20 protein-coding genes and 1 other annotated feature are annotated in these 23,540 nt (G+C 61.1%); of the genes, 14 read left to right on the plus strand and 6 right to left on the minus strand.

All coding sequences use genetic code 11. The annotated features are described in order from the left end of the window. Window positions 1-39 precede the first annotated feature (39 nt). On the minus strand, window positions 40-3,186 hold the full coding sequence (gene sdeY / locus SSARUM_RS05130) for a multidrug efflux RND transporter permease subunit SdeY (protein ID WP_033637346.1): 3,147 nt from the start codon (window positions 3,184-3,186) through the stop codon (window positions 40-42). Between the two features lie 17 nt (window positions 3,187-3,203). Continuing rightward, window positions 3,204-4,391 (minus strand): multidrug efflux RND transporter periplasmic adaptor subunit SdeX, encoded by a 1,188-nt coding sequence (gene sdeX, locus SSARUM_RS05135; protein ID WP_033637347.1) that lies wholly within the window; start codon window positions 4,389-4,391, stop codon window positions 3,204-3,206. 142 nt (window positions 4,392-4,533) lie between these two features. Here sdeX and acrR point away from each other — a divergent pair, with 142 nt between their 5' ends. Beyond that, on the plus strand, window positions 4,534-5,208 hold the full coding sequence (acrR, locus tag SSARUM_RS05140) for a multidrug efflux transporter transcriptional repressor AcrR (RefSeq protein WP_033637348.1): 675 nt from the start codon (window positions 4,534-4,536) through the stop codon (window positions 5,206-5,208). An 11-nt stretch (window positions 5,209-5,219) separates the two neighbouring features. Further along, window positions 5,220-5,573 carry a DsrE/DsrF/TusD sulfur relay family protein gene (locus tag SSARUM_RS05145; protein WP_033647269.1) on the plus strand — a complete coding sequence of 118 codons (354 nt, stop codon included), beginning with the start codon at window positions 5,220-5,222 and terminating at the stop codon, window positions 5,571-5,573. Between the two features lie 276 nt (window positions 5,574-5,849). Here the strand turns inward: SSARUM_RS05145 and rsmS are convergent, their stop codons facing one another. Both rsmS and priC read right to left on the minus strand, forming a co-directional pair. Then, the gene (rsmS, locus tag SSARUM_RS05150) at window positions 5,850-6,029 is read right to left on the minus strand and encodes a pleiotropic regulatory protein RsmS (protein WP_016928837.1); all 180 of its coding nucleotides are present in this window, start codon (window positions 6,027-6,029) and stop codon (window positions 5,850-5,852) included. A 103-nt stretch (window positions 6,030-6,132) separates the two neighbouring features. After that, window positions 6,133-6,669 (minus strand): primosomal replication protein PriC, encoded by a 537-nt coding sequence (gene priC / locus SSARUM_RS05155; protein WP_033653242.1) that lies wholly within the window; start codon window positions 6,667-6,669, stop codon window positions 6,133-6,135. 134 nt (window positions 6,670-6,803) lie between these two features. Here priC and SSARUM_RS05160 point away from each other — a divergent pair, with 134 nt between their 5' ends. The 12 genes from SSARUM_RS05160 to SSARUM_RS05215 all read left to right on the plus strand — a co-directional run bounded on the left by SSARUM_RS05160 (window position 6,804) and on the right by SSARUM_RS05215 (window position 20,232). Continuing rightward, window positions 6,804-7,184, plus strand: a complete 381-nt coding sequence (locus tag SSARUM_RS05160; protein WP_041033683.1) for a DUF454 family protein — start codon at window positions 6,804-6,806, stop codon at window positions 7,182-7,184. A gap of 278 nt (window positions 7,185-7,462) precedes the next feature. Beyond that, a complete protein-coding gene (apt, locus tag SSARUM_RS05165; protein WP_015376864.1) occupies window positions 7,463-8,014 on the plus strand; it encodes an adenine phosphoribosyltransferase in 552 nt (183 codons plus the stop codon). 92 nt (window positions 8,015-8,106) lie between these two features. Continuing rightward, window positions 8,107-10,065, plus strand: coding sequence for a DNA polymerase III subunit gamma/tau (gene dnaX / locus SSARUM_RS05170; protein ID WP_060429636.1), 1,959 nt, complete (start codon window positions 8,107-8,109; stop codon window positions 10,063-10,065). Beyond that, window positions 9,398-9,462: a sequence feature (DnaX frameshifting element), on the plus strand. Its footprint overlaps the gene before it by 65 nt. A 41-nt stretch (window positions 10,066-10,106) precedes the next feature. Then, a complete protein-coding gene (locus tag SSARUM_RS05175; RefSeq protein ID WP_004940264.1) occupies window positions 10,107-10,436 on the plus strand; it encodes a YbaB/EbfC family nucleoid-associated protein in 330 nt (109 codons plus the stop codon). Next, entirely contained in the window at window positions 10,436-11,041 is a 606-nt protein-coding gene (gene recR, locus SSARUM_RS05180) for a recombination mediator RecR (RefSeq protein ID WP_004940263.1), read from the plus strand. Before SSARUM_RS05175 ends, recR begins: the two co-directional genes overlap by 1 nt. Before the next feature lie 144 nt (window positions 11,042-11,185). Further along, window positions 11,186-13,051: a molecular chaperone HtpG gene (htpG, locus tag SSARUM_RS05185; protein ID WP_033637352.1), complete on the plus strand. Its 1,866-nt coding sequence runs from the start codon at window positions 11,186-11,188 to the stop codon at window positions 13,049-13,051. 202 nt (window positions 13,052-13,253) lie between these two features. Further along, the gene (gene adk, locus SSARUM_RS05190) at window positions 13,254-13,898 is read left to right on the plus strand and encodes an adenylate kinase (protein ID WP_004940261.1); all 645 of its coding nucleotides are present in this window, start codon (window positions 13,254-13,256) and stop codon (window positions 13,896-13,898) included. A gap of 165 nt (window positions 13,899-14,063) precedes the next feature. Next, window positions 14,064-15,197 carry a sugar diacid recognition domain-containing protein gene (locus SSARUM_RS05195; protein ID WP_039566980.1) on the plus strand — a complete coding sequence of 378 codons (1,134 nt, stop codon included), beginning with the start codon at window positions 14,064-14,066 and terminating at the stop codon, window positions 15,195-15,197. A gap of 119 nt (window positions 15,198-15,316) precedes the next feature. Continuing rightward, on the plus strand, window positions 15,317-16,582 hold the full coding sequence (locus SSARUM_RS05200; protein ID WP_015376868.1) for a GntP family permease: 1,266 nt from the start codon (window positions 15,317-15,319) through the stop codon (window positions 16,580-16,582). 9 nt (window positions 16,583-16,591) lie between these two features. Then, window positions 16,592-17,740, plus strand: a complete 1,149-nt coding sequence (locus tag SSARUM_RS05205) for a glycerate kinase (RefSeq protein WP_060426609.1) — start codon at window positions 16,592-16,594, stop codon at window positions 17,738-17,740. Between the two features lie 134 nt (window positions 17,741-17,874). Then, window positions 17,875-18,837, plus strand: a complete 963-nt coding sequence (hemH, locus tag SSARUM_RS05210; protein WP_033637355.1) for a ferrochelatase — start codon at window positions 17,875-17,877, stop codon at window positions 18,835-18,837. A 90-nt stretch (window positions 18,838-18,927) separates the two neighbouring features. Beyond that, window positions 18,928-20,232, plus strand: a complete 1,305-nt coding sequence (locus SSARUM_RS05215; protein WP_033647265.1) for an inosine/guanosine kinase — start codon at window positions 18,928-18,930, stop codon at window positions 20,230-20,232. Between the two features lie 58 nt (window positions 20,233-20,290). Here SSARUM_RS05215 and ybaL read toward each other — a convergent pair whose 3' ends face one another. Beyond that, window positions 20,291-21,982 carry a YbaL family putative K(+) efflux transporter gene (ybaL, locus tag SSARUM_RS05220; protein WP_033637356.1) on the minus strand — a complete coding sequence of 564 codons (1,692 nt, stop codon included), beginning with the start codon at window positions 21,980-21,982 and terminating at the stop codon, window positions 20,291-20,293. A 245-nt stretch (window positions 21,983-22,227) separates the two neighbouring features. Beyond that, on the minus strand, window positions 22,228-23,448 hold the full coding sequence (locus tag SSARUM_RS05225; RefSeq protein ID WP_033637357.1) for an MFS transporter: 1,221 nt from the start codon (window positions 23,446-23,448) through the stop codon (window positions 22,228-22,230). Window positions 23,449-23,540: the final 92 nt, after the last annotated feature.

Here is a 23,540-nt window from a genome sequence, read left to right on the forward strand (position 1 = left end):
CCTTTTCGATTATCGGGTGGAGCTCATATCACTGAGCGATCAGTGGTGCTCTACCGGATGGCTGTGTTCCAGGTCTTCGTTCTTCTTGCTGAAGCGGCGGCGAACCACCACGAAGAACACCGGTACGAAGAAGATCGCCAAGACGGTGGCGGTGATCATCCCGCCCATTACGCCGGTACCTACCGCGTTCTGTGCGCCGGAGCCCGCACCGCTGCTGATAACCAGCGGCAGAACCCCGAGGATGAAGGCCAGAGACGTCATCAGGATTGGACGCAGACGCATACGCACCGCTTCCAACGTCGCTTCGATCAGGCCTTTGCCTTCTTTCTCCATCAGATCCTTGGCGAATTCCACGATCAAGATGGCGTTCTTCGCCGATAGACCGATGGTGGTCAGCAGCCCCACCTGGAAGTACACGTCGTTGTTCATGCCGCGCATCGTCGCGGCCAGCAACGCACCGATAACCCCCAGCGGCAATACCAGCATGACCGAGAACGGCACGGACCAGCTTTCATACAGCGCCGCCAGACACAGGAACACCACCAGAATCGAGATGGCGTACAGCGCCGGCGCCTGGTTGCCCGACAGACGTTCCTGATAGGACATGCCGGTCCAGTCGTAACCGATGCCGCTTGGCAGTTTGGACGCCAACTGTTCCATCAGGTTCATCGCTTCACCGGTACTCTTGCCCGGTGCAGCCTGGCCCAGAATTTCCATCGACGGCAAGCCGTTATAGCGTTCCAGGCGCGGTGAGCCATATTCCCATTTCGCCGAAGAGAAGGCGGAGAATGGCACCATTTGGCCGCTTGTACCGCGCACGTACCACTTGTTGATGTCTTCCGGCAGCATACGGAACGGCGCGTCGGCCTGTACGTATACCTTCTTCACACGACCGCGGTCGATGAAGTCGTTGACGTACGAGCCGCCCAGCGCGGTGCTCAGCGTGCTGTTGATGGTGGTGATGCTGACGCCCAGCGCCTTGGCTTTCTCCTGATCGACGATCAGTTTGAACTGCGGCGTATCTTCCAGGCCGTTCGGGCGCACGCCCACCAGCACGTCCGGATGTTGAGCAACCATGCCCAACAGCTGGTTACGCGCTTCGGTCAGTTTCTCGTGCCCCAGGCCGCCCTGGTCAATCAGCTCGAAGTCGAAGCCGGTTGCGGTACCGAGTTCGATGATCGCCGGCAGGTTGAACGGGAATACCAGGCCTTCTTTAATCTGCGAGAATGCGCCCATGGCGCGACCCGCAATCGCTTCGACCTTGTTCTCGCTCCCTGGACGCTCGCCCCAGTCTTTCAGGCTGACGAATGCCAGGCCGTTGTTCTGGCCGTTACCGTTGAAGCCGAAGCCCGCGACGGTAAACACCGAAACCACGTTGTCCTTTTCCTTGTTCAGGAAGTAGTCGGAGACTTCTTCCAGCACTTTGTTGGTGCGGGACTCGGTGGCGCCGGCAGGCAGCTGCACCATGGTCAACAGGATGCCCTGATCTTCGTCCGGCAGGAACGAGGAAGGCAGGCGCAGGAACAGCAGGCCCATGCCAACCACGATCAGCAGGTAGATGATCAGATAGCGGCCGGTGCTGCGCAGGATGTTGCCCACGCTGTCGGTATAGTGATGCGTGCTTTTCTCGAACATGCGGTTAAACCAGCCGAAGAAGCCTGTTTTAACCCCGTGATCGCCTTTCGGGATCGGTTTGAGCATGGTGGCGCACAGCGCCGGCGTCAGGATCAAGGCCACCAGCACCGACAGCGCCATCGCGGACACGATGGTGATCGAGAACTGGCGATAGATGGCGCCGGTTGAACCGCCGAAGAACGCCATCGGCACGAATACCGCCGACAGCACCATGGCGATACCCACCAGCGCGCCCTGAATCTGGCCCATCGATTTACGGGTAGCTTCTTTCGGCGGCAGCCCCTCTTCGGCCATGACGCGCTCGACGTTTTCCACCACCACGATGGCGTCATCCACCAGCAGGCCGATCGCCAACACCATGCCGAACATCGTCAGGGTGTTTATCGAGAAGCCGAACGCCGCGAGTATCGCAAAGGTCCCCAGCAGCACCACCGGCACCGCGATGGTTGGGATCAGCGTCGCGCGGAAGTTCTGCAGGAACAGATACATCACCAGGAATACCAGGATGATGGCTTCGATCAGCGTTTTCACCACTTCGTTGATGGAGATCTTAACGAACGGGGTGGTGTCGTACGGATAAACCACTTTCATCCCTTGCGGGAAGAATGGCGTCATCTTGGCCAGCTCGTCTTTCACACCTTTGGCGGTGTTCAAGGCGTTGGCGCCGGTTGCCAGTTTGATACCCAGACCGGCGGCAGGCTTACCGTTATAGCGAGCGGTAACGGCATAGCTTTCCGCGCCGCGCTCGATGTGAGCGACGTCGCGCAGGCGTACCTGGGAACCGTCGGTATTCACCTTCAGCAGGATCTTGCCGAACTCTTCCGGCGAAGTCAGACGGGTCTGCGCGATGATCGAGGCGTTCAACTGCTGCCCCGGTACCGGCGGCAGGCCGCCCAGCTGGCCTGCGGCGATCTGGTTGTTCTGCTCGGTGATGGCGGAGGTCACGTCCGTGGTCGTCAGCTGGTAGTTGTTCAGCTTGTTCGGATCCAGCCAGATACGCATCGCGTACTGGGCACCGAACAGCTGCACTTCACCCACGCCGGACGAACGGCTGATCGGATCCTTGATGTTGGACGCAACGTAGTCCGCAATATCGTCCTGAGTCATGTTCGGATCGTCGGAAACGAAGCCGGCCACCATCAGGAAGCTGCTGCTGGATTTTTCTACTTTCAGGCCCTGTTGCTGAACTTCTTGCGGCAGCAACGGGGTGGCCAACGACAGTTTGTTCTGGACCTGAACCTGCGCGATGTCAGGATCGGTGCCGGATTCAAACGTCAGGGTAATGGTGACGCTACCAGAGGAATCACTGGTGGAGGACATGTACATCAGGTTATCGATACCGTTCATGTTCTGTTCGATAATCTGCGTGACGGTATCCTGCACCGTTTTGGCATCTGCGCCCGGGTAGTTGGCGGAAATACTCACCGCCGGCGGTGCAATAGTGGGATACTGCGCAATAGGCAGTTTCATTATTGCAAGCACCCCCGCCAACATGACGATGATGGCGATTACCCAGGCGAAAATTGGGCGGTCTATAAAGAACTTAGCCATGTATTACAGGCTCCTTTTTATGACTTCTGCGCTTCAGACTGCGGCTGTTTTTGCGCCTGAGTGTCAACTTCCTGCACTTTTACCTGCGCGCCCGGATGCACTTTCATCAGGCCGGAGACGATCACGCGATCGCCGGCTTTCAGGCCATCGGTAACCAGCCATTTGTCGCCAATCGCCTGGTCCGCCTTCAGCGTGCGCAGCTCAACTTTGTCGTCTGCCCCTACCACCAACGCCGTCGCTTCGCCGCGCGGGTTGCGGGTGACGCCTTGCTGAGGCACCAGCAGCGCATCGCTGCGCACGCCTTCGTCCAGACGGGCGCGCACGAACATGCCCGGCAGCAGCGTATCGTTCGGGTTAGGGAACAGGGCGCGAATGGTGATGGAGCCGGTGGTCTCGTCGACGGTGACGTCGGAGAATTCCAGCGTGCCTTCCTGTGCGTATTCGGTGCCGTTTTCCAGCAGCAGTTTCACTTTAGCCTTGCCGTTTTCCTGCTTCAGCGCGCCGCTGGCCAACTCTTGCTTCAGGCGCAGGAAGTCGGTGCTCGACTGGGTGACGTCGACATACATCGGATCCAGCTGCTGCACGGTGGACAGGGCGGTCGCCTGGCCGTTGCTGACCAGCGCGCCTTCGGTCACGGCGGACTTGCCGATGCGGCCGGAGATCGGGGAGGTCACCTTGGTGTACGCCAGGTTGATGCGCGCGGTTTCCACGGCGGCCTTGGCGGCCACCACGGCGGCATCCGCCTGCTGCAGGGTGGAGACGGCGTTGTCGTAGTCCTGCTTGCTGATGTAGCTGGTACCCAGCAATGGCTTGTAGCGGTTTACCGTCACGCGTGCGATGGAAGCGCTGGCCTGTGCTTTGGCCAAATCGCCTTTCGCGCTGTCGTAGCTGGCTTGATAGGTGGCGGGATCGATTTGGTACAGAGACGTCCCGGCCTTGATATCGCTGCCTTCAACGAAGTTGCGCTTCAGGATGATGCCGCTGACCTGAGGGCGAACTTCGGCGATACGATACGCAGCGGTGCGGCCAGGAAGATCGGTAGTGATGTTGAGAGGCTCGGCCTTCAAGGTGACTACGCCCACTTCAGGCGCCTGTTGTTGGGCGCCTTGCTGTTGGGTTTCTTTATCGTTACATCCTGTTAGCACTAAGCTGCCTGAAAGCATCAGAACGGCCGCCAGAGGCGTTAACCCTCTGTTTTTGTTCATAGAAAAACCTCAAGTGTCCGATTTCAAAATGATCAATGGATCACAAGCTTTAAAACCCATTGCTGCGTTAATTATATGTGCGTGCTATGGTACATACATTCGCGAATGTATGTAAATCACACTCCCCCTAAATAACAATGCCATGGCACGAAAAACCAAACAGCAGGCGCAAGAAACCCGACAGCAAATCCTTGATGCTGCGGTGAGAGAGTTCTCTGAACGTGGCGTTGCTGCAACGTCACTGACAGATATTGCCACCGCTGCCGGGGTTACGCGTGGAGCCATTTACTGGCACTTCAAGAATAAGGTAGACCTGTTTAATGAAGTTTGGGAATCTACCGAGCCGAAAATTGACCAGCTCGAAACAGAGTATCAGGCAAAGTTTCCCGATAATCCACTGCGGGTTATCCGAGAAATTCTGATTTACATTCTGACGTCTACGGTTGAAGACGGCCGTAGGCGGGCGTTGATGGAAATTATATTCCACAAATGCGAGTTTGTCGGTGAAATGATGCCGCTGCTGGATTCGCGCAAGGTGCTGTACCTCGCCGGCTACGAACGCATTGAAGCGGTGCTGTATAACTGCATTCACCACGGGCAATTACCCGCCGATTTACATACCCGCCGCGCGGCGATCATCCTGCGCGGTTATATTACCGGCCTGATGGAAAACTGGCTGTTTATGCCGGAAAGTTTCGATCTGCGGGCCGAAGCCGAAGCGCTGGTGGACGCGTTTTTGGAAATGCTGCAGTTTTGCCCCACCTTGCGCCTCAAACCCGACGCGGCGACGTCTGACGCCGACCGCCTTCCTTTATAAGGAGAGATTTCATGTCATCCATCGTTCTCATCGCCAATGGCGCCGCCTATGGCCATGAATCCTTGTTCAATGCGCTGCGGTTGGCCATCGCCATGAAAGAGCAGCAGAGCAGTCTCGACCTGCGGCTATTTCTGATGTCCGATGCGGTGGTGGCCGGGCTGGCCGGGCAGCAGCCGCACGAGGGATACCACCTGCAGCAGATGCTGGAGATCCTCACCGCGCAGCAGGTGCCGGTCAAGCTGTGCAAGACCTGTGCCGACGCGCGCGGCGTCAGCCGCTTGCCGCTGGCGGACGGCGTGGCGATCGGTACGTTGGTCGAGCTGGCGCAGTGGACGCTGGCGGCGGAAAAAGTGCTGACTTTCTGATTCCGCTGCAACGGGCCATCAGCTGCAACGCTTTTGTTGTTCGTTGCCCGCCGGCGGCCGTGACACTCTTCAGGCTTCTTAACCGATCCGAAGCTAAATCATGCAGCGCTGATTGATTTTGCCTTCTCTGGCGCCGCTCACGTTTGTCGATGCATCGCCGCCGCGACACGCTTTTTTTTCCTTGTTTATTTGCGCGCTCAGCTCGCCGGACGAAGGCGGCCAGACGGCGGGCTGATGAGCGTTGAAAGACGAAAGGGACAGCGGCGCTGTCCCTGATTACTGTCCGGCAGGCAGATAGGGAGAGGTGACGCCGGCGCGCTGCAGTTTTTCCTGATAATCCCGTTTGACGATATCCAGCGCCGCCAGCGCGGTGGCCGGATCGATCTCGTTGCATTCCAGCAGGTAAATTAAGTCTACCGCCAGCTGCAGTTCGGGTGAGGCGTTTTCCAGAGACATAGCACCTGCGCTTAATTAATGAAATGAATAACTCGCGTACCGGCAGAGTATAGTGAACCCGGCGCGCAACCGGGAATAATCATTAAAATATTGTGATAAATCTTCAAAAACCGTTTTCTTTGCGCTCGATATTGCGCTCGATGCGCGCCAGCGCCTGGCGGCAGCGCATCAGGCGCCCCTCCAGCGCCGCCAGCTCGTGCTGCAGCTTTTGCTGCGCCGCCAGCGTGGTCTGGCGGCCGAGCAGGCTTTCCCGATCCTGAATCATGGCGATCAGCCGGCGTTCGTAGTCCTGATGCTCGGCCAGCTTGTGGTACAGATCGGCCTCGGGGGCTTCTTTCGGCTGGTTCTTGCGCCGCAGCGCCTGGGTGGCCAACTCGCGCTGCAGGGCGGCGATCTGAGCCACCAGTTTTTCGGCCAGAAAGGCTACCTGGCTGGTACGGCTGTCGTTGGCGGCGCTTTGCAGCTGGGCGAAATTCTTCTCCACCTCGGCCAGGTAGTCGCGCAGCCGCGTGCCGCGGTTGGCGAACAGGGCGGCGTCGAAGCGCGCCTGCGGGATCGGAACGTCGCCGCGCGGGGTCACTTCGGCTGCCAGCGCCGCGATCTGCTGTGCCAACACCTGTAATAGACGCTGAGTGCTCACATAAGCTCCCTCTTGATTTCAACAGGCGTAAGCTTGCCCGCGATCCTGCCGTGAAACAAGCGCCGCACGCATATTCCGCCGGCGCGGCGCCGATGCTACAGTAGGCGGCAACCGATTGAGGAGCGAAGAGCCGCATGACGCGTGGGTTATTGATCATTTTGGGCTGGCTGGCGGTGGTGCTGGCGACGTTGGGCGTGGTGCTGCCGCTGTTGCCGACCACGCCGTTTCTGCTGTTGGCCGCCTGGTGTTTCGCCCGCTCTTCGCCGCGCTTTCATCACTGGCTGCTGCACCGCTCCTGGTTCGGCCCCTACCTGCGCCACTGGCAACAGCATCGCGCGCTGCCGCCGGGAGCGAAGTGGAAGGCGGTGCTGGTGATCGTGCTCACCTTCGCCTGTTCGCTGTGGCTGGTGAAAATCTGGTGGGTGCGCGGGCTGTTGCTGCTGATGCTGGTCATTTTGCTGACCTTTATGCTGCGCCTGCCGGTTATTGACCTGCCGCAACAAAAACAGCGCTGATTGTCCCTTAAACTCCCCAATAGCTTTCAAGCCGCAGCTAGACGACAAACGCAGGCATCCCCGGGAGCTTACTTAGGTAAGTGACCGGGGGGAATGCGTGCAGTCAACAACGCTGCGGGTTGAAAGATGCAGGGGAGAGTTGCATTTGTCCGCCAGTTTGCATAGATTTGGGCGTTTTCGTGCGCGGATCGCCTGCCATTTCATCTCCGGTGTGTTTCACCCGGCGGCGGCGGGTGAGCGGCGCGCCGGTTTTCAGGCAGTTTTATCAGGCAACAATTATGACCGCTACTGCGCAGCAGCTTCAGTTTATTAAAGACAGTATCAAAACCATCCCGGATTATCCGAAGCCGGGCATCCTGTTCCGCGACGTGACCAGCCTGCTGGAAAACCCGTTGGCCTACGCCGCCAGCATCGAGCTGCTGGTTGAGCGCTATCGCGAAGCGGGCGTGACCAAGGTGGTGGGTACCGAAGCGCGTGGTTTCCTGTTCGGCGCGCCCGTCGCGCTGGCGTTGGGCGTCGGTTTCGTGCCGGTGCGCAAACCGGGCAAACTGCCGCGCGCCACGCTCAGCGAAAGCTATGAGCTGGAGTACGGCACCGACAAGCTGGAGATCCACACCGACGCCATCACCGCGGGTGACAAAGTGCTGGTGGTGGACGATCTGCTGGCGACCGGCGGCACCATCGAAGCGACCACCAAACTGATCCGCCGCCTGGGCGGTGAAGTGAACGACGCCGCATTCATCATCAACCTGCCGGATCTGGGCGGGGAAGCGCGTCTGAACAAGCTGGGCATCGACTGCTACTGCCTGGTGGACTTCGCCGGCCATTGATGCGGCATCGCCCCTTGGGCACAACGGCCTCGCGGATCGCCGCGGGGCTGTGTTAGCATGACCCTCCAGATTCCTCGACTTCTCCGGTATTAATGAGCTATCAGGTTCTCGCCCGTAAGTGGCGCCCTCAAACGTTCGCAGACGTGGTCGGCCAGGAACATGTCCTGACCGCGCTGGCCAACGGCCTCTCGCTGGGGCGGATCCATCACGCCTATCTGTTCTCGGGCACGCGCGGCGTGGGGAAAACCACCATCGCGCGCCTGCTGGCCAAAGGCCTGAACTGTGAAACCGGCATCACCGCCACGCCGTGCGGCCAATGCGACAACTGCCGCGAGATCGAGCAGGGGCGCTTCGTCGATCTGATCGAGATCGACGCCGCTTCCCGAACCAAGGTGGAAGATACCCGCGATCTGCTGGACAACGTTCAGTACGCGCCGGCGCGCGGCCGCTTCAAGGTCTACCTGATCGATGAAGTGCACATGCTCTCGCGCCACAGCTTCAACGCGTTGCTCAAGACGCTGGAAGAGCCGCCGCCGCACGTCAAATTCCTGTTGGCCACCACCGATCCGCAAAAGCTGCCGGTGACCATTCTCTCGCGCTGTCTGCAATTCCACCTCAAGGCGCTGGACGTCGATCAGATCCGCCAGCAGCTGGAAACGGTGCTGACGGCGGAGCAGATCACCAGCGACGCCCGCGCGCTGCAGCTGCTGGCGCGCGCCGCCGACGGCAGCATGCGCGATGCGCTGAGCCTGACCGATCAGGCGATCGCCATGGGGCAGGGGCAGGTGACCGCCGCCACCGTCAGCCAGATGCTCGGCACGCTCGATGACGAACAGCCGCTGGCGATCCTCGAAGCGCTGGTCAGCGCCGACGGCGAAAAGGTGATGGCTCAGGTCGCACAGGCCGCTTCGCGCGGCGTGGACTGGGAAAACCTGCTGGTGGAGACGCTGGCGCTGCTGCACCGCATTGCGATGGTGCAGCTGCTGCCTTCGATGCTCGACAATCAGTACGCCGCCGTGGAACAACGGCTGCGCGAGCTGGCGCGCACCCTGCCGCCGGCCGATGTGCAACTTTACTACCAGACGCTGTTGGTGGGCCGCAAAGAGCTGGCCTATGCGCCGGATCGCCGCATGGGGGTTGAGATGACCCTGCTGCGCGCGCTGGCGTTTCACCCGAAAGCGGTGATCCCGGAGCCGGTGGCGTTGGTGCAGACCGCGCCGGCTCCGATGGCGCAGCCGCAGGCCGCCGCATCGCAACAGCCGTCGCAGTTTCAGGACGCGCCGCCGCCGCTAGGGCAGCCGGCCGCGCCGTCGCGGCAATCATCGACCCCATTACCGGATGCCACCGCCCAGCTGTTGAAAGCGCGGTCCCAGCTGCAGCGGCAGCAGGGAGCATCCACACCAAAAAAGAATGAGCCGGCGGCGCCAGGAATAGCGCGGCCGGCAAACTCGGCGCTGGGGCGTTTGGCTTCCGTGACCGAGCGTAGCCAGCAGCGTCTGGCGGAGAAGAAGGTGCCGGAAAAACCGGCCAAGCCGGAAGCCTATCGCTGGCGCGCGCAGACCGAGCCGGAAGCGGCGCCGGAACCGCTGGCGACGCCGAAAGCGTTGCGCACGGCGTTGGAGCACGAGAAAACGCCGGAGCTGGCCGCCAAGCTGGTGGTGGAGTCGCTGGAGCGCGACGCCTGGGCGGCGGAAATCGACAGGCTGAAGATCCCGAAACTGGTGCAGCAGCTGGCGTTGAACGCCTTCAAGCAGCAGCCGGAAGCGGGCAAGATTTGCCTCCATCTGCGGTCTTCGCAGCGTCATCTGAATTCGCCTTCGGCGCAGAAGACGCTGGCCGAAGCGCTCGGCGAGCTGTACGGCAGCCCGATCGAGCTGACCGTGATAGAGGATGATAATCCGGCGGAGCGCACCCCGCTGGAATGGCGACAAGCCATCTATGAAGAAAAGCTGGCGCAGGCGCGCCAGTCCATCGTTGCGGATACCCATATTCAGACGCTGTGCCGGTTCTTCGACGCGGATCTGGATGAAGAGAGTATTCGCCCCCTTTAAACGCCGCGCGAGGTGCGCGGCCCTAGCGACGAGAGACGACTATGTTTGGTAAAGGCGGTCTGGGCAACCTGATGAAGCAAGCCCAGCAAATGCAAGAAAAAATGCAGCAGATGCAGGAAGAAGTCGCCAAATTGGAAGTGACCGGCGAGTCTGGCGCGGGCCTGGTGAAGGTCACCATCAACGGCGCGCACAACTGCCGCCGCGTGGAGATCGATCCTAGCCTGATGGAAGACGACAAAGAGATGCTGGAAGATCTGATCGCCGCCGCGTTCAACGACGCCGCGCGCCGCATCGAAGAGACCCAGAAAGAGAAGATGGCCTCCGTCTCCAGCGGCATGCAGTTGCCGCCTGGCTTCAAGATGCCGTTCTGATGCAAACCAGCCCGCTCCTTGAATCCCTGATGGAGGCGCTGCGCTGCCTGCCGGGCGTCGGCCCGAAATCGGCGCAGCGCATGGCGTTTCAGCTGCTGCAGCGCGATCGCAGCGGCGGCATGCGCCTGGCGCAGGCGTTGACGCGCGCGATGTCGGAAATCGGCCACTGCGCCGACTGCCGCACCTTCACCGAGCAGGACGTCTGCACCATCTGCGCCAATCCGCGCCGTCAGCAAAACGGCCAGATTTGCGTGGTGGAAAGCCCGGCGGATATCCACGCCATCGAGCAGACCGGCCAGTTCGCCGGGCGCTACTTTGTGCTAATGGGGCATCTGTCGCCGCTGGACGGCATCGGGCCGGGCGATATCGGTCTGGATCGCCTGGAGCAACGGCTGGAAAAGGAGAGCATCACCGAAGTGATCCTCGCCACCAACCCGACGGTGGAAGGGGAAGCGACCGCCAACTATATCGCCGAGATGTGCGGCCAGTATGGCGTGCTCGCCAGCCGCATCGCCCACGGCGTGCCGGTGGGCGGCGAGCTGGAGATGGTCGACGGCACCACGCTGTCGCATTCGCTGGCCGGGCGTCACGCCATCAAGTTCTGATGTTTTCCCGGATGGGGCCGTTCGGCCCCGTCATTTTTTTGCCAAAAATCTCCCGCCGTCCGCTTGAAAAACAAGACCCTGACCCTCATCTGATCCTCATTGTTCGATTTTGGTAGCCATTGTCTTTTGAGGTAATCAATGAGTATGAAAGGTCAAGAAACCCGCGGGTTCCAGTCTGAAGTAAAACAGCTGCTTCATTTGATGATCCATTCGCTGTACTCCAACAAAGAAATTTTCCTGCGCGAGCTGATTTCCAACGCCTCTGACGCCGCCGACAAGCTGCGTTTCCGCGCCCTGTCCGCGCCAGAGCTGTACGCCGGCGACGGCGAGCTGCGCGTCCGCTTGTCCTTCGATAAAGAGCAGCGCACCCTGACCATCGCCGACAACGGCATCGGCATGCGCCGCGAAGAAGTGATCGAAAACCTCGGCACCATCGCCAAGTCCGGCACCAAAGCGTTCCTGGAATCCATCGGCTCCGATCAGGCGAAAGACAGCCAGCTGATCGGCCAGTTCGGCGTCGGTTTCTACTCGGCGTTCATCGTGGCGGACAAAGTGACCGTGCGCACCCGCGCCGCCGGCGCCGCCGATGACGAAGGCGTGTTCTGGGAGTCTGCCGGCGAAGGCGACTACACCATCGCCGACATCACCAAAGAGACGCGCGGCACCGAAATCACCCTGCATCTGCGCGAAGGCGAAGATGAGTACCTCGACGCCTGGCGCCTGCGCTCGGTGATCGGCAAATATTCCGATCACATCGCCCTGCCGGTGGAGATCGAAAGCAAAAACGAAGAAGACGACACCGTCACCTGGGAGAAGATCAACAAGGCGCAGGCCCTGTGGACCCGCAGCAAGGCTGACGTGACCGACGAAGAGTACAAAGAATTCTACAAGCACATCGCCCACGACTTCACCGATCCGCTGAGCTGGAGCCACAACCGGGTAGAAGGCAAGCAGGAGTACACCAGCCTGCTGTATATCCCGGCGCAGGCGCCGTGGGACATGTGGAACCGCGATCACAAGCATGGTCTGAAGCTGTACGTGCAGCGCGTGTTCATCATGGACGACGCCGAGCAGTTCATGCCGAACTACCTGCGCTTCGTGCGCGGCCTGATCGACTCCAACGATCTGCCGCTGAACGTGTCGCGCGAGATCCTGCAAGACAGCCGCGTGACGCAAAACCTGCGCGGCGCGCTGACCAAGCGCGTGCTGCAGATGCTGGATAAGCTGGCCAAAGATGACGCCGAAGGCTACCAGAAATTCTGGCAGCAGTTCGGTCTGGTGCTGAAAGAGGGCCCGGCGGAAGACCACGGCAACCAGGAAGCGATCGCCAAGCTGCTGCGCTTTGCCTCCACCCACGGCGACAGCTCGGCGCAGACCGTGTCGCTGGAAGAGTATGTCGGCCGCATGGCGGAAGGGCAGGAGAAGATTTACTACATCACCGCCGACAGCTACGCCGCCGCCAAGAGCAGCCCGCACTTGGAGCTGTTCCGCAAGAAAGGCATCGAAGTGCTGTTGCTGTCCGATCGCATCGACGAGTGGATGATGAGCTACCTGACCGAATTCGACGGCAAGCCGTTCCAGTCGGTTAGCAAAGCGGATGAAACGCTGGATAAACTGGCGGATGAAACCGAAGAGCAGAAGGCCGCCGAGAAGCAGCTGGAGCCGTTCATCGAACGCGTGAAAACCCTGCTGGGCGAGCGGGTGAAGGATGTGCGCCTGACGCACCGCCTGACCGATACGCCGGCGATCGTGGTGACCGACGCCGACGAAATGAGCACCCAGATGGCCAAGCTGTTCGCCGCCGCCGGCCAGCAGGCGCCGGAAGTGAAGTACATTTTCGAGCTCAATCCGGAGCATGCTCTGGTCAAACGCGCATCCGATGTGGGCGATAACGAACATTTCGCCGAATGGATCGACCTGTTATTGGATCAGGCGCTGCTGGCTGAACGCGGCACGCTGGAAGATCCGAACCTGTTCATCCGTCGCATGAACAAGTTGCTGTCCGCCTGAAACTGAAAATATGCGCCCTTAACGGCACCGTTAGGGGCGCATTGCCGATTTTTCCCCGCCTTTTCTCGCTTTTTGTTCGTCCGTTTTTTTGCACATTCCGCAATCGATTTCCTTCGCGCGCCTTGAGCCTGCCCCCCCTGAAATGGTATCGTTGAGCGTTTTCGCAATTTTATAAAAACTACATAGCAAGGGGATTTACGCAATGCGTATCATTCTGCTGGGCGCTCCGGGCGCTGGTAAAGGTACTCAGGCTCAATTCATCATGGAGAAATACGGCATTCCGCAAATCTCCACCGGTGATATGTTGCGCGCAGCCGTGAAGGCCGGCAGTGAACTGGGCAAGCAGGCGAAAGAGATCATGGACGCCGGCAAGCTGGTGACCGATGAGCTGGTGATCGCGCTGGTCAAAGAGCGCATCGCTCAGGAAGATTGCCGCAAGGGCTTCCTGCTGGACGGTTTCCCACGCACCATTCCGCAGGCTGACGCGATGAAAGAAGCCGGCATCAACGTGGACTTCGTGCTGGAGTTCGACGTGCCGGACGAGCTGATCGTTGACCGTATCGTTGGCCGCCGCGTGCACGCGCCGTCCGGCCGCGTATACCACGTGAAGTTCAACCCGCCGCAGGTGGAAGGCAAAGACGACGTGACCGGCGAAGAGCTGACCACGCGCAAGGACGATCAGGAAGAGACCGTGCGCAAGCGCCTGGTGGAATACCATCAGATGACCGCGCCGCTGATCTCTTACTACAGCAAAGAAGCGGCGGCGGGCAACACCCAATACCGCAAAATCGACGGCACCCGCAAGGTGGCCGAAGTGAGCGCAGAGCTGGCGACCATCCTCGGTTGATCGCAAGCGCGTTGTGCATGACGCCGGGCCTGTGGCCCGGCGTTTTTTTTGCCGTTTTCCCGCCAAATTGTGATCGCGGCGGCTTGTTGCGGCCGTGCCCGTTAATCGCCCGCGCCAAATGGCGTATAACAAGCCTGCGTTTTCACCCTCAGTAGGGAGCCGGGCATGCTCAGACAAACCAATCTTCTGGCGGAAGCCACCGCGCGCCAGATCGTCCAGCGGGCGATGGGCATCATCAGCCATTCCGTCAACGTGATGGACAGCAACGGCGTGATTATCGCCTCCGGCAACCCGCAGCGCCTGTTCCAGCGCCATGAAGGCGCCGTGCTGGCGCTGGCGGAGAACCGGGTGGTGGAAATCGACCGCGCCACCGCCGAACATCTGAAGGGCGTGCGGCCCGGCATCAACCTGCCGTTCAGCTTTCGCAACCAGCGGGTGGGGGTGATCGGCATCTCCGGCGAACCGGCCGAGGTGCGCGCCTACGCCGAGCTGGTGAAGATGGCGGCGGAGATGATGGTGGAGCAGGCGGCGCTGCTGGATCAGCACCAGTGGGAAAAACGCTACCGGGAAGAGCTGGCGAACCAGCTGCTGCAGCCCCAGCCGAACACCGCGTCGCTGGCGGCGATGGCGGCGTATTTGGGATTGGATCTGCGCCAGGCGCGCATCGTGTGGATCGTCGAGCTGCAAGAGGCGCAGCCGCACCTGCTGCGCGAGCTGCTGGCGGAGCTGGAGGCCACCCAGCGCGACGCGTTGATCGCCATTACCGGCTTCAATGAAATGACCCTGCTGCGCCCGGCCTGCATGGTGCAGGGCGAATGGAGCCTGAAGCTGGAGCGCCAACAGGCCCAGCGTTTGCAAAACCAACTCAAACACCGCTTCCGGGTGCGGCTGATCGTCGGCGGTTTTTATGACGATCCGCAAAGCGCCTACCGTTCCAGCCTGACGGCGCGCGCCACTCAGGCGATGGCGCAGCGCCTGAAACTGCGTCACGCCACGCTGTTCTACCACGACTATCCGCTGCCGTCGCTGTTGTGCGATCTGGGGGAGGATTGGCGCGCGCAGGAGCTGGGTCGCCCCTGGCGGACGCTGGGCGAACAGGACGAAAAAGGCGTGCTGCGCGGCACGCTGCGCCACTATTTTTCGCAGAATTGTGATCAGACGCAGACCGCTGCGCAGCTGCATATCCACGTCAATACCCTGCGCTATCGCCTGCAGCGTATCGAAGCAATAACCGGCATGAAAATCAACCAATTAACCGACGCTCTGCGGTTATATATCGGCATGCTGATGCACGACTGAGTTGTGCCAACCCACAAATTCCACGCCGTTCCCCCGGCGATTTTTTGTTGTTTCCCCTCAGGCCAACGCCGGGCGCGCGGGATATGTTGGCCTGCACATCAACCACGGAGAAAACAACAATGACAACCGTATCCACTCTGGGGGCGCTGGTGGCGTTAGCCGTCGCCATCGTCCTGATTCTACGCAAGGTGCCGCCGGCTTACGGCATGATCGCCGGCGCGCTGGCGGGCGGGCTGTGCGGCGGCGCCGACCTGGTGCAGACCGTAACGCTGATGATCGGCGGGGCGCAGGGTATCACCAACGCCGTGATGCGCATCCTGGCGGCGGGGGTGCTGGCCGGGGTGCTGATCGAATCCGGCGCGGCGCACACCATCGCCGAAACCATCGTGCGCAAGGTGGGCGAAACCCGCGCGCTGCTGGCGCTGGCGGTGGCTACACTGATCCTGACGGCGGTGGGAGTGTTTATCGACGTGGCGGTGATCACCGTCGCGCCGATCGCGCTGTCGATCGCCCAAAAGGCCGGCATTTCGCGCGCGGCGATCCTGCTGGCGATGATCGGCGGCGGCAAGGCCGGCAACGTGATGTCGCCCAACCCGAACACCATCGCGGCGGCGGACAATTTCCACGTGCCGCTCACCTCGGTGATGATGGCCGGCATCGTGCCGGGGCTGTGCGGCCTGGTGGTGGCCTACCTGCTGGCGCGCCGCCTGAGCGATAAAGGCAGTAAAGTGATGGCTGAAGAGCTGACTCAGCATGCCGAAGGGGCGCGGCCGGGCTTCGCTGCGGCGATCAGCGCGCCGCTGGTGGCGATCCTGCTGCTGTCGCTGCGGCCGATCGCCGGCATCGCCGTCGATCCGCTGATCGCGCTGCCGGCCGGCGGCTTGGCGGGCGCGCTGCTGATGGGGCGCATCCGCCAGTGCAATCAGTTTATGGTCTCCGGCCTGTCGCGCATGGCGCCGGTGGCGATCATGCTGCTCGGCACCGGCACGCTGGCGGGCATTATCGCCAACTCGGCGCTGAAGGATGTCTTGATTAACGGCTTAACGCATACCGGGCTGCCGGCCTGGCTGCTGGCGCCGCTGTCCGGCGCGCTGATGTCGATGGCGACCGCGTCGACCACCGCCGGCACCGCCGTGGCTTCCGGGGTGTTCAGCTCCACGCTGCTCGAGCTGGGCGTGAGCGGGCTGGCCGGCGCTGCGATGATCCATGCGGGCGCCACGGTGCTGGATCACCTGCCGCACGGCAGCTTCTTCCACGCCACCGGCGGCAGCGTCAATATGGCGGTGCACGAGCGGCTGAAGCTGCTGCCGTACGAAACGCTGGTGGGGTTCACCATTGCGGCAATCTCGGCGCTGATGTTTGGCGTATTTAACCTGGCGGGATAAGGAACAGTGATGAAAACGCTGAAAAAAGTGGTTATTGCCCCGGATTCTTTCAAAGAGAGCCTGAGCGCGCTCGGCGTCGCCGACGCCATCGAGCGGGGGTTCCGCCAAATTTACCCGCAGGCGCACTACGTGAAGCTGCCGATGGCGGACGGCGGCGAAGGCACGGTGGAGTCGATGGTGGCGGCCACCGGCGGTGAAATCGTCCAGGTGACGGTCACCGGGCCGCTGGGGGAGCCGGTGCAGGGGTTCTATGGCCTGCTGGGCGACGGCGAAACCGCGGTGATTGAAATGGCCGCCGCCTCAGGGCTGCACCTGGCGCCGCCCGGCCGGCGCGATCCGCGCATCACCACCAGCTACGGCACCGGCGAACTGATGCTGGCGGCGCTGGAACGCGGCGTGAAGGCGGTCATTCTCGGCATCGGCGGCAGCGCCACCAACGACGGCGGCGCCGGGATGATGCAGGCGCTGGGCGTGAAGTTGCTGGATAAGGCACGCCGGCCGCTGCCGGCGGGCGGAGCGGCGCTGGCGCAGCTGGCGCATCTCGATCTCGCCGGGCTGGATGCGCGTTGGCAACGGGTGAGCGTGACCGCCGCCTGCGACGTCGATAACCCGCTGTGCGGCGAAAAGGGTGCCTCGGCGGTGTTCGGGCCGCAGAAGGGAGCGACGCCGGAGATGGTGGCGCAGCTCGATGCGGCGCTGTATCACTATGGCGAGCTGCTGGAACGGGAAACCGGCCGCGCGGTGCTCACCCAGCCAGGGGCGGGTGCGGCGGGCGGCATGGGGGCGGCGCTGCTCGGCATGCTCAATGCGCGTTTGCGGCCGGGCATCGAGATCGTCACCGAAACCCTGTGCCTGGATGAGGCGGTGCGCGATGCCGATCTGGTGATCACCGGGGAAGGCCGGCTGGACAGCCAGTCGATCCACGGCAAAACGCCGATCGGCGTGGCGCGGGTGGCCAAGCGCCACGGCGTGCCGGTGATCGCCATCGCCGGCAGCCTGACGTCGGATTACCAGGTGGTGCATCAACACGGCATCGACGCGGCGTTTTCGGTGCTCGATGGCATCGTGACGCTGGAAGAAGCGCTGGCGGGCGCCGATCGCAATCTGCAGGTGACGGCGCGCAACGTGGCGGCGGTGTGGCGACTGGCGCAAGGGTGAGGCCCACAGGCATAGCCTGTTGCTGTTATCGGTTTCGATGCACGACTTTTCCGTTACAATAGCCGGCATTAATGGCTGCTGACATCCCGACCCAGAACGGAATGCCGGCCGGAAAGGAAATGAGGGGAACTGAGATGAAGCAAGAGAAACACGGCGTATTGCTGGTGAACCTGGGCACGCCAGATGCGCCGACCTCGTCGGCGGTCAAACGCTATCTGAAGGAATTCCTCAGTGACGATCGCGTGGTCGACACGGCGCCGCTGATCTGGTGGCCGATCCTCAACGGCGCGATCTTGCCGATCCGTTCGCCGCGCGTGGCGAAGCTCTATCAGTCGGTGTGGATGGAAGAAGGCTCGCCGCTGCTGGTGTACAGCCGCCGCCAACAGCGGGCGCTGGCGGCGCGCATGCCGAATACGCCGGTGGAGCTGGGCATGAGCTACGGCTCGCCGAGCCTGGCGGAAGCCATCGACAAGCTGCTGGCGCAGGGCGTGACCAACCTGGTGGTGCTGCCGCTCTATCCGCAATATTCCTGTTCCACCAGCGCGGCGGTATGGGATGGCGTAGCGCGGGTGCTGAAAGGCTATCGCCGCTTGCCTTCTGTGGCCTTCATCCGCGATTACGCCGAACACCCGGCCTACATCGCCGCGCTGCAGCAAAGCGTGGAGCGCTCGTTCGCCGAGCATGGCCAGCCGGATCGGTTGGTGCTGTCGTTCCACGGCATCCCCAAACGCTATGCGCGCCTGGGCGACGACTACCCGCAGCGCTGCGAGGATACGCTGCGAGCGCTGAGCGCCACGCTGCCGCTGGCGCCGGAGCGAGTGATGATGACGTACCAATCGCGCTTCGGCCGCGAGCCGTGGCTGACGCCGTACACCGATGAGACCCTGAAGGGGCTGCCGGCGCAGGGCGTGAAGCACATTCAGCTGATTTGCCCGGGTTTCTCGGCGGACTGCCTGGAAACGCTGGAAGAGATCAAGGAGCAGAACCGCGAGATCTTCCTCGAGGCCGGCGGCGAGAAGTTTGAGTATATCTCTGCGTTGAACGACGAGCCGGCGCATATCGATATGATGCAGCAGCTGGTGGCGCAGCGCCTCTAATCATCAATAATCTGTATATTAGAATCATCGTGATCGGGCGGGAATGTGTTAACATTCTCCGCTTGTTAAATCGCCACCACCGCCAATCACATGAAATTTCCTGGTAAACGCAAGTCCAAACACTATTTCCCGGTGAGCGCCCGCGATCCGCTTCTGCAGCAGGCCCAGCCCGAAAGTGAAATCAGCACCTCGTATATCGTCGGCATCGACCAGACGCTGGTGGATATCGAGGCGAAGGTGGACGACGCTTTTGTCCAGCGCTACGGCCTGAGCCTGGGCCACTCTCTGGTGATCGAAGACGACGTCGCCGAGGCGCTGTATCAGGAACTGAATGAAAACAACCTGGTTACCCATCAGTTCGCCGGCGGCACCATCGGCAATACCATGCACAACTATTCGGTGCTGGCGGACGATCGCTCGGTGCTGCTCGGCGTGATGTGCAGCAACGTGAAAATCGGCAGCTACGCCTACCGTTACCTGTGCAATACCTCCAGCCGTACCGATCTCAACTATCTGCAGGGCGTAGACGGCGCCATCGGCCGCTGTTTCACGCTGATTGGCGAAAGCGGCGAGCGCACCTTCGCCATCAACCCGGGCCAAATGAACCAGCTGCGCCCGGAAAGCATTCCTGAAGAAGTGATCGCCGGCGCGTCGGCGCTGGTGCTGAGCTCTTATCTGGTGCGCTGTAAGGAAGGCGAGCCGATGAAGGCTGCCACCCTGCAGGCGATCGAATACGCCAAAAAGCACGACGTGCCGGTGGTGTTGACGCTGGGCACCAAGTACGTCATTGCCGACAACCCACAGTGGTGGCGCGACTTCCTGAAGGAAAACGTGACGATTCTGGCGATGAACGAAGACGAAGCGCTGGAGCTGACCGGGCTGAGCGATCCGTTGACCGCCTCGGACATGGCGCTGGAGTGGGTGGATCTGGTGCTGTGCACCGCCGGGCCGAACGGCCTGTATATGGCGGGTTACACCGAAGAGGCCAACAAGCGCCAGACCCAGCACCCGCTGCTGCCGGGGCATATCGCCGAGTTCAACCGCTACGAATTCAGCCGCGCCATGCGCCGCGAACACTGTGAAAATCCGCTGCGCGTTTATTCGCACATCGCGCCGTATATGGGCGGGCCGGAGAAGATCATGAACACCAACGGCGCCGGCGACGGCGCGCTGTCGGCGTTGCTGCACGATATCGCCGCCAACGGCTATCACCGCCACAACGTGCCGAACTCCAGCAAGCACGTGCGCAGCTACCTGACTTACTCCTCCCTGGCGCAGGTGTGCAAATACGCCAACCGCGTCAGCTACCAGGTGTTGAACCAGCATTCGCCGCGCCTCACTCGCGGCCTGCCGGAGCGGGAAGACAGCCTGGAAGAGTCTTACTGGGAGCGTTAACCCGCTGAAAAAGAAAAGGTCCGGCATGCCGGACCTTTTTTTGTGCGCGCGTGGCGCTTCAGATAGGGCAGCCGCCCATTTTTTCTTCTTCGCTCAGGGTGTCCAGCTGCAGGATGTTCAGCATGCTGTTGGCGATCTCCCGTTCGCCCATCACCACCTGGTTGGCGCCGCGATCGGTGATGTAGGCCACCTCGTCGTCGTAGTGGGCGCGGGCGATGATCTCGATATTCGGCCGCTTGGCGCGCGCCGAGGCGACGATCTCGCCGGCCTCATAGCCATTGGGGATGGTCAGCAGCAGCCAGCGCGCGCAGTCGAGCCGCGCCAGATCCATCACTTCCGGATTGGCGGCGTTGCCCAGCACCGTCTTGATGCCCTGTTCGCGCAGCGCTTCCACCCGCGGGCGGGAGTTCTCGATCACCACCAGCGGGATGCCCGCTTCGGCCAGTTTGCCGCCCAGCAGGCTGCCGACGCGGCCATAGCCGACCACCAGCGCGTGATTGCACATATCCACCGGGATTTGCTTCTCTTCTTCCACCGCCTCTTCGAGGATTTGGTCTTCGATGGTTTCGGTCTTGGCCAGATAGCGTTCCAGCAGGGTGAACAACAGCGGATTGAGCATGATGGACAGAATGGCGCCGGCCAGCACCAGATTGCGGCCGTGTTCCGACATCATGCCGAGCGCAATGCCGAGGCCCGCCAGAATAAAGGCGAACTCGCCGATTTGCGCCAGGCTGGCGGAAATGGTCAGCGCGGTGCGCTTGGAGTGACCGAACATTTTCACCAGCAGGAACGCGGCGGCGGATTTGCCGAACACGATGATCGCCAGCGTCGCCAGCACCGCCAGCGGTTCGTTAATCACGATCATCGGATCGAACAGCATGCCGACCGAGACGAAGAACAGCACTGCGAATGCGTCGCGCAGCGGCAGGGTGTCATGCGCCGCGCGGTGGCTCAGTTCGGACTCGTTCAGCACCATGCCGGCGAAGAAAGCGCCCAGCGCGAAGGAGACGTCGAACAGCTTCACCGCGCCGTAGGCGATGCCGAGCGCCAGCGCCAATACCGCCAGGGTGAACAGCTCGCGCGAGCCGGTGCTGGCGGTTTTGGACAGGATCCACGGCACCAGGCGGCGGCCGACCACGATCATCAGCGCGATAAAGGCGATGACCTTACCGATGGTCAGTGCCAGCTCCATCAGCAGCTGGCTGCTGCTGGCGTTGTCGTTGCCCAGCATGTTGCCGAAGGCCGGCAGCAATACCAGCGTCAGCACCATCGCCAAATCTTCGACGATCAGCCAGCCGATGGCGATTTGCCCGCGCTGGCTGTCGATCAGCTGCCGCTCCTCCAGCGCGCGCAGCAGCACCACGGTGCTGGCGGTGGAGAGGCAGAGGCCGAACACCAGGCCGGAGATCAGATCCCAGCCGAGCAGCTTGGACAGCCCCATGCCGAGCAGGGTGGCGACGGCTATTTGCGCTACGGCGCCGGGAATGGCGATAGATTTTACTGCGAGGAGGTCTTTCAAAGAGAAGTGCAGGCCAACACCGAACATCAACAGGATAACGCCGATTTCCGCCAGTTCCGGCGCCAATGAGGTATCGGCGACGAAACCGGGGGTGAACGGGCCGGCGAGCACACCTGCGGCCAGATACCCCACCAGAGGGGAGATGCGCAGGCGGTTCGCCAGCATGCCGAGGAGGAAGGCGAGTACTAACCCTCCGACGATGGTGGTAATGAGCGGTGTTGAATTATGCATCCATACTCCTTCTGGCTATGCATCGCGGCACGGGAGAAACGCAACAAAGTTACGAAAAGATACATTTAGTTTATTGCATTTGTGCGCGGCTTGCTTGCCTAATTTGGCCTTTTTTGTAAAAAGACAGAGGATTTCACTTAAGGCGCGGCAATGAGGGGGTTTTGTGCCAGATAGGGAAAATAACATTGATTTATCCGTAAGATAACCCGGAAGAATAAGTAATTTCGTCCGGGCTAATCGCGGGGTTATTGCGGTTTATGCTCCATATTGGGCAGCAGTGCGGTGATAATTCCGATCAGCGGCAGGAAAGCACAGATTTGGTAGACCAGTTCGATACTGGTCAAATCCGCGACATAACCAAGAACTGCCGCGCCTAATCCGCCCATACCGAAAGCAAAACCGAAGAATAAGCCGGAAACCATGCCCACCTTGCCGGGAATCAGCTCCTGGGCGTAGACCAAAATGGCGGAGAACGCCGAGGCGAGAATAACCCCGATAATCACCGTTAAAATGCCGGTCCAATAGAGCGATGCATAAGGTAAAACAAGGGTAAACGGCGCAGCGCCGAGAATAGAACCCCAAATAACGTATTTTCGCCCTATCTTGTCGCCGAGAGGCCCACCGATAATGGTGCCTGCCGCCACCGCGAACAGGAAGGCGAACAGGTGAATTTGCGCATTCTGCACCGAAACGCCGAATTTATGTATCAGATAAAAGGTGTAATAGCTGCTGATGCTGGCCAGATAGAAGTATTTAGAGAAAATCAGCACCAGCAGGATGCCCAGCGAGTAGACTACGGTACGTTTTGGCAGCGGTTTCAGCGTTGATGGGCTTTTCGGCTGCCCTTTAGTTGCCCGGTGCTGATGTTGATACCACTTGCTGACCTGCAGCAACACCACGATCGCCAGCAGCGCCGCCAGCGTGAACCAGGCGACGTTACCCTTGCCGTAAGGCGCGATGATCAGCGCAGCCAGCAGCGGGCCTAGCGAGCTGCCGAAGTTGCCGCCGACCTGGAACAGCGACTGCGCCAGGCCGTGCCGCCCGCCGGAGGCCATGCGCGCCACGCGCGAGGATTCCGGGTGGAACACCGATGAGCCGGTGCCCACCAGCGCCGCCGCCAGCAGCACCAGCGGGAAGGTGCTCGCCACCGACAGCAGCAGCAGGCCGGACAAGGTAAAGCCCATGCCGATCGGCAGCGAATAAGGCTGCGGGTGTTTATCGGTGTAATAACCAATCAGCGGCTGCAGCAGCGAGGCCGTCAGCTGATAGGTCAGGGTGATCATGCCGATCTGCACGAAGCTGAGGTGAAAATCGGCTTGCAGGATCGGGTAAATCGCCAGGATCAGCGATTGGATCATATCGTTGAGCAGGTGGGACACGCTGATGGCACCGAGGATCGAGAAGGCGGTGCCTTTCACCGCACTGCCCTTGGCGGGCGGCATCGCGCTTTGGCTACTGTCGGTCATATTATTATTAGCCTGATAAGTTGTTGAGCACAGAGAAGACATCTTAGGCAGGGTGCGCAATTTTTACCATATCTGAAATAATCAGACTCACA

This window comes from Serratia sarumanii (assembly GCF_029962605.1).
GTDB classification, from domain to species: domain Bacteria; phylum Pseudomonadota; class Gammaproteobacteria; order Enterobacterales; family Enterobacteriaceae; genus Serratia; species Serratia sarumanii.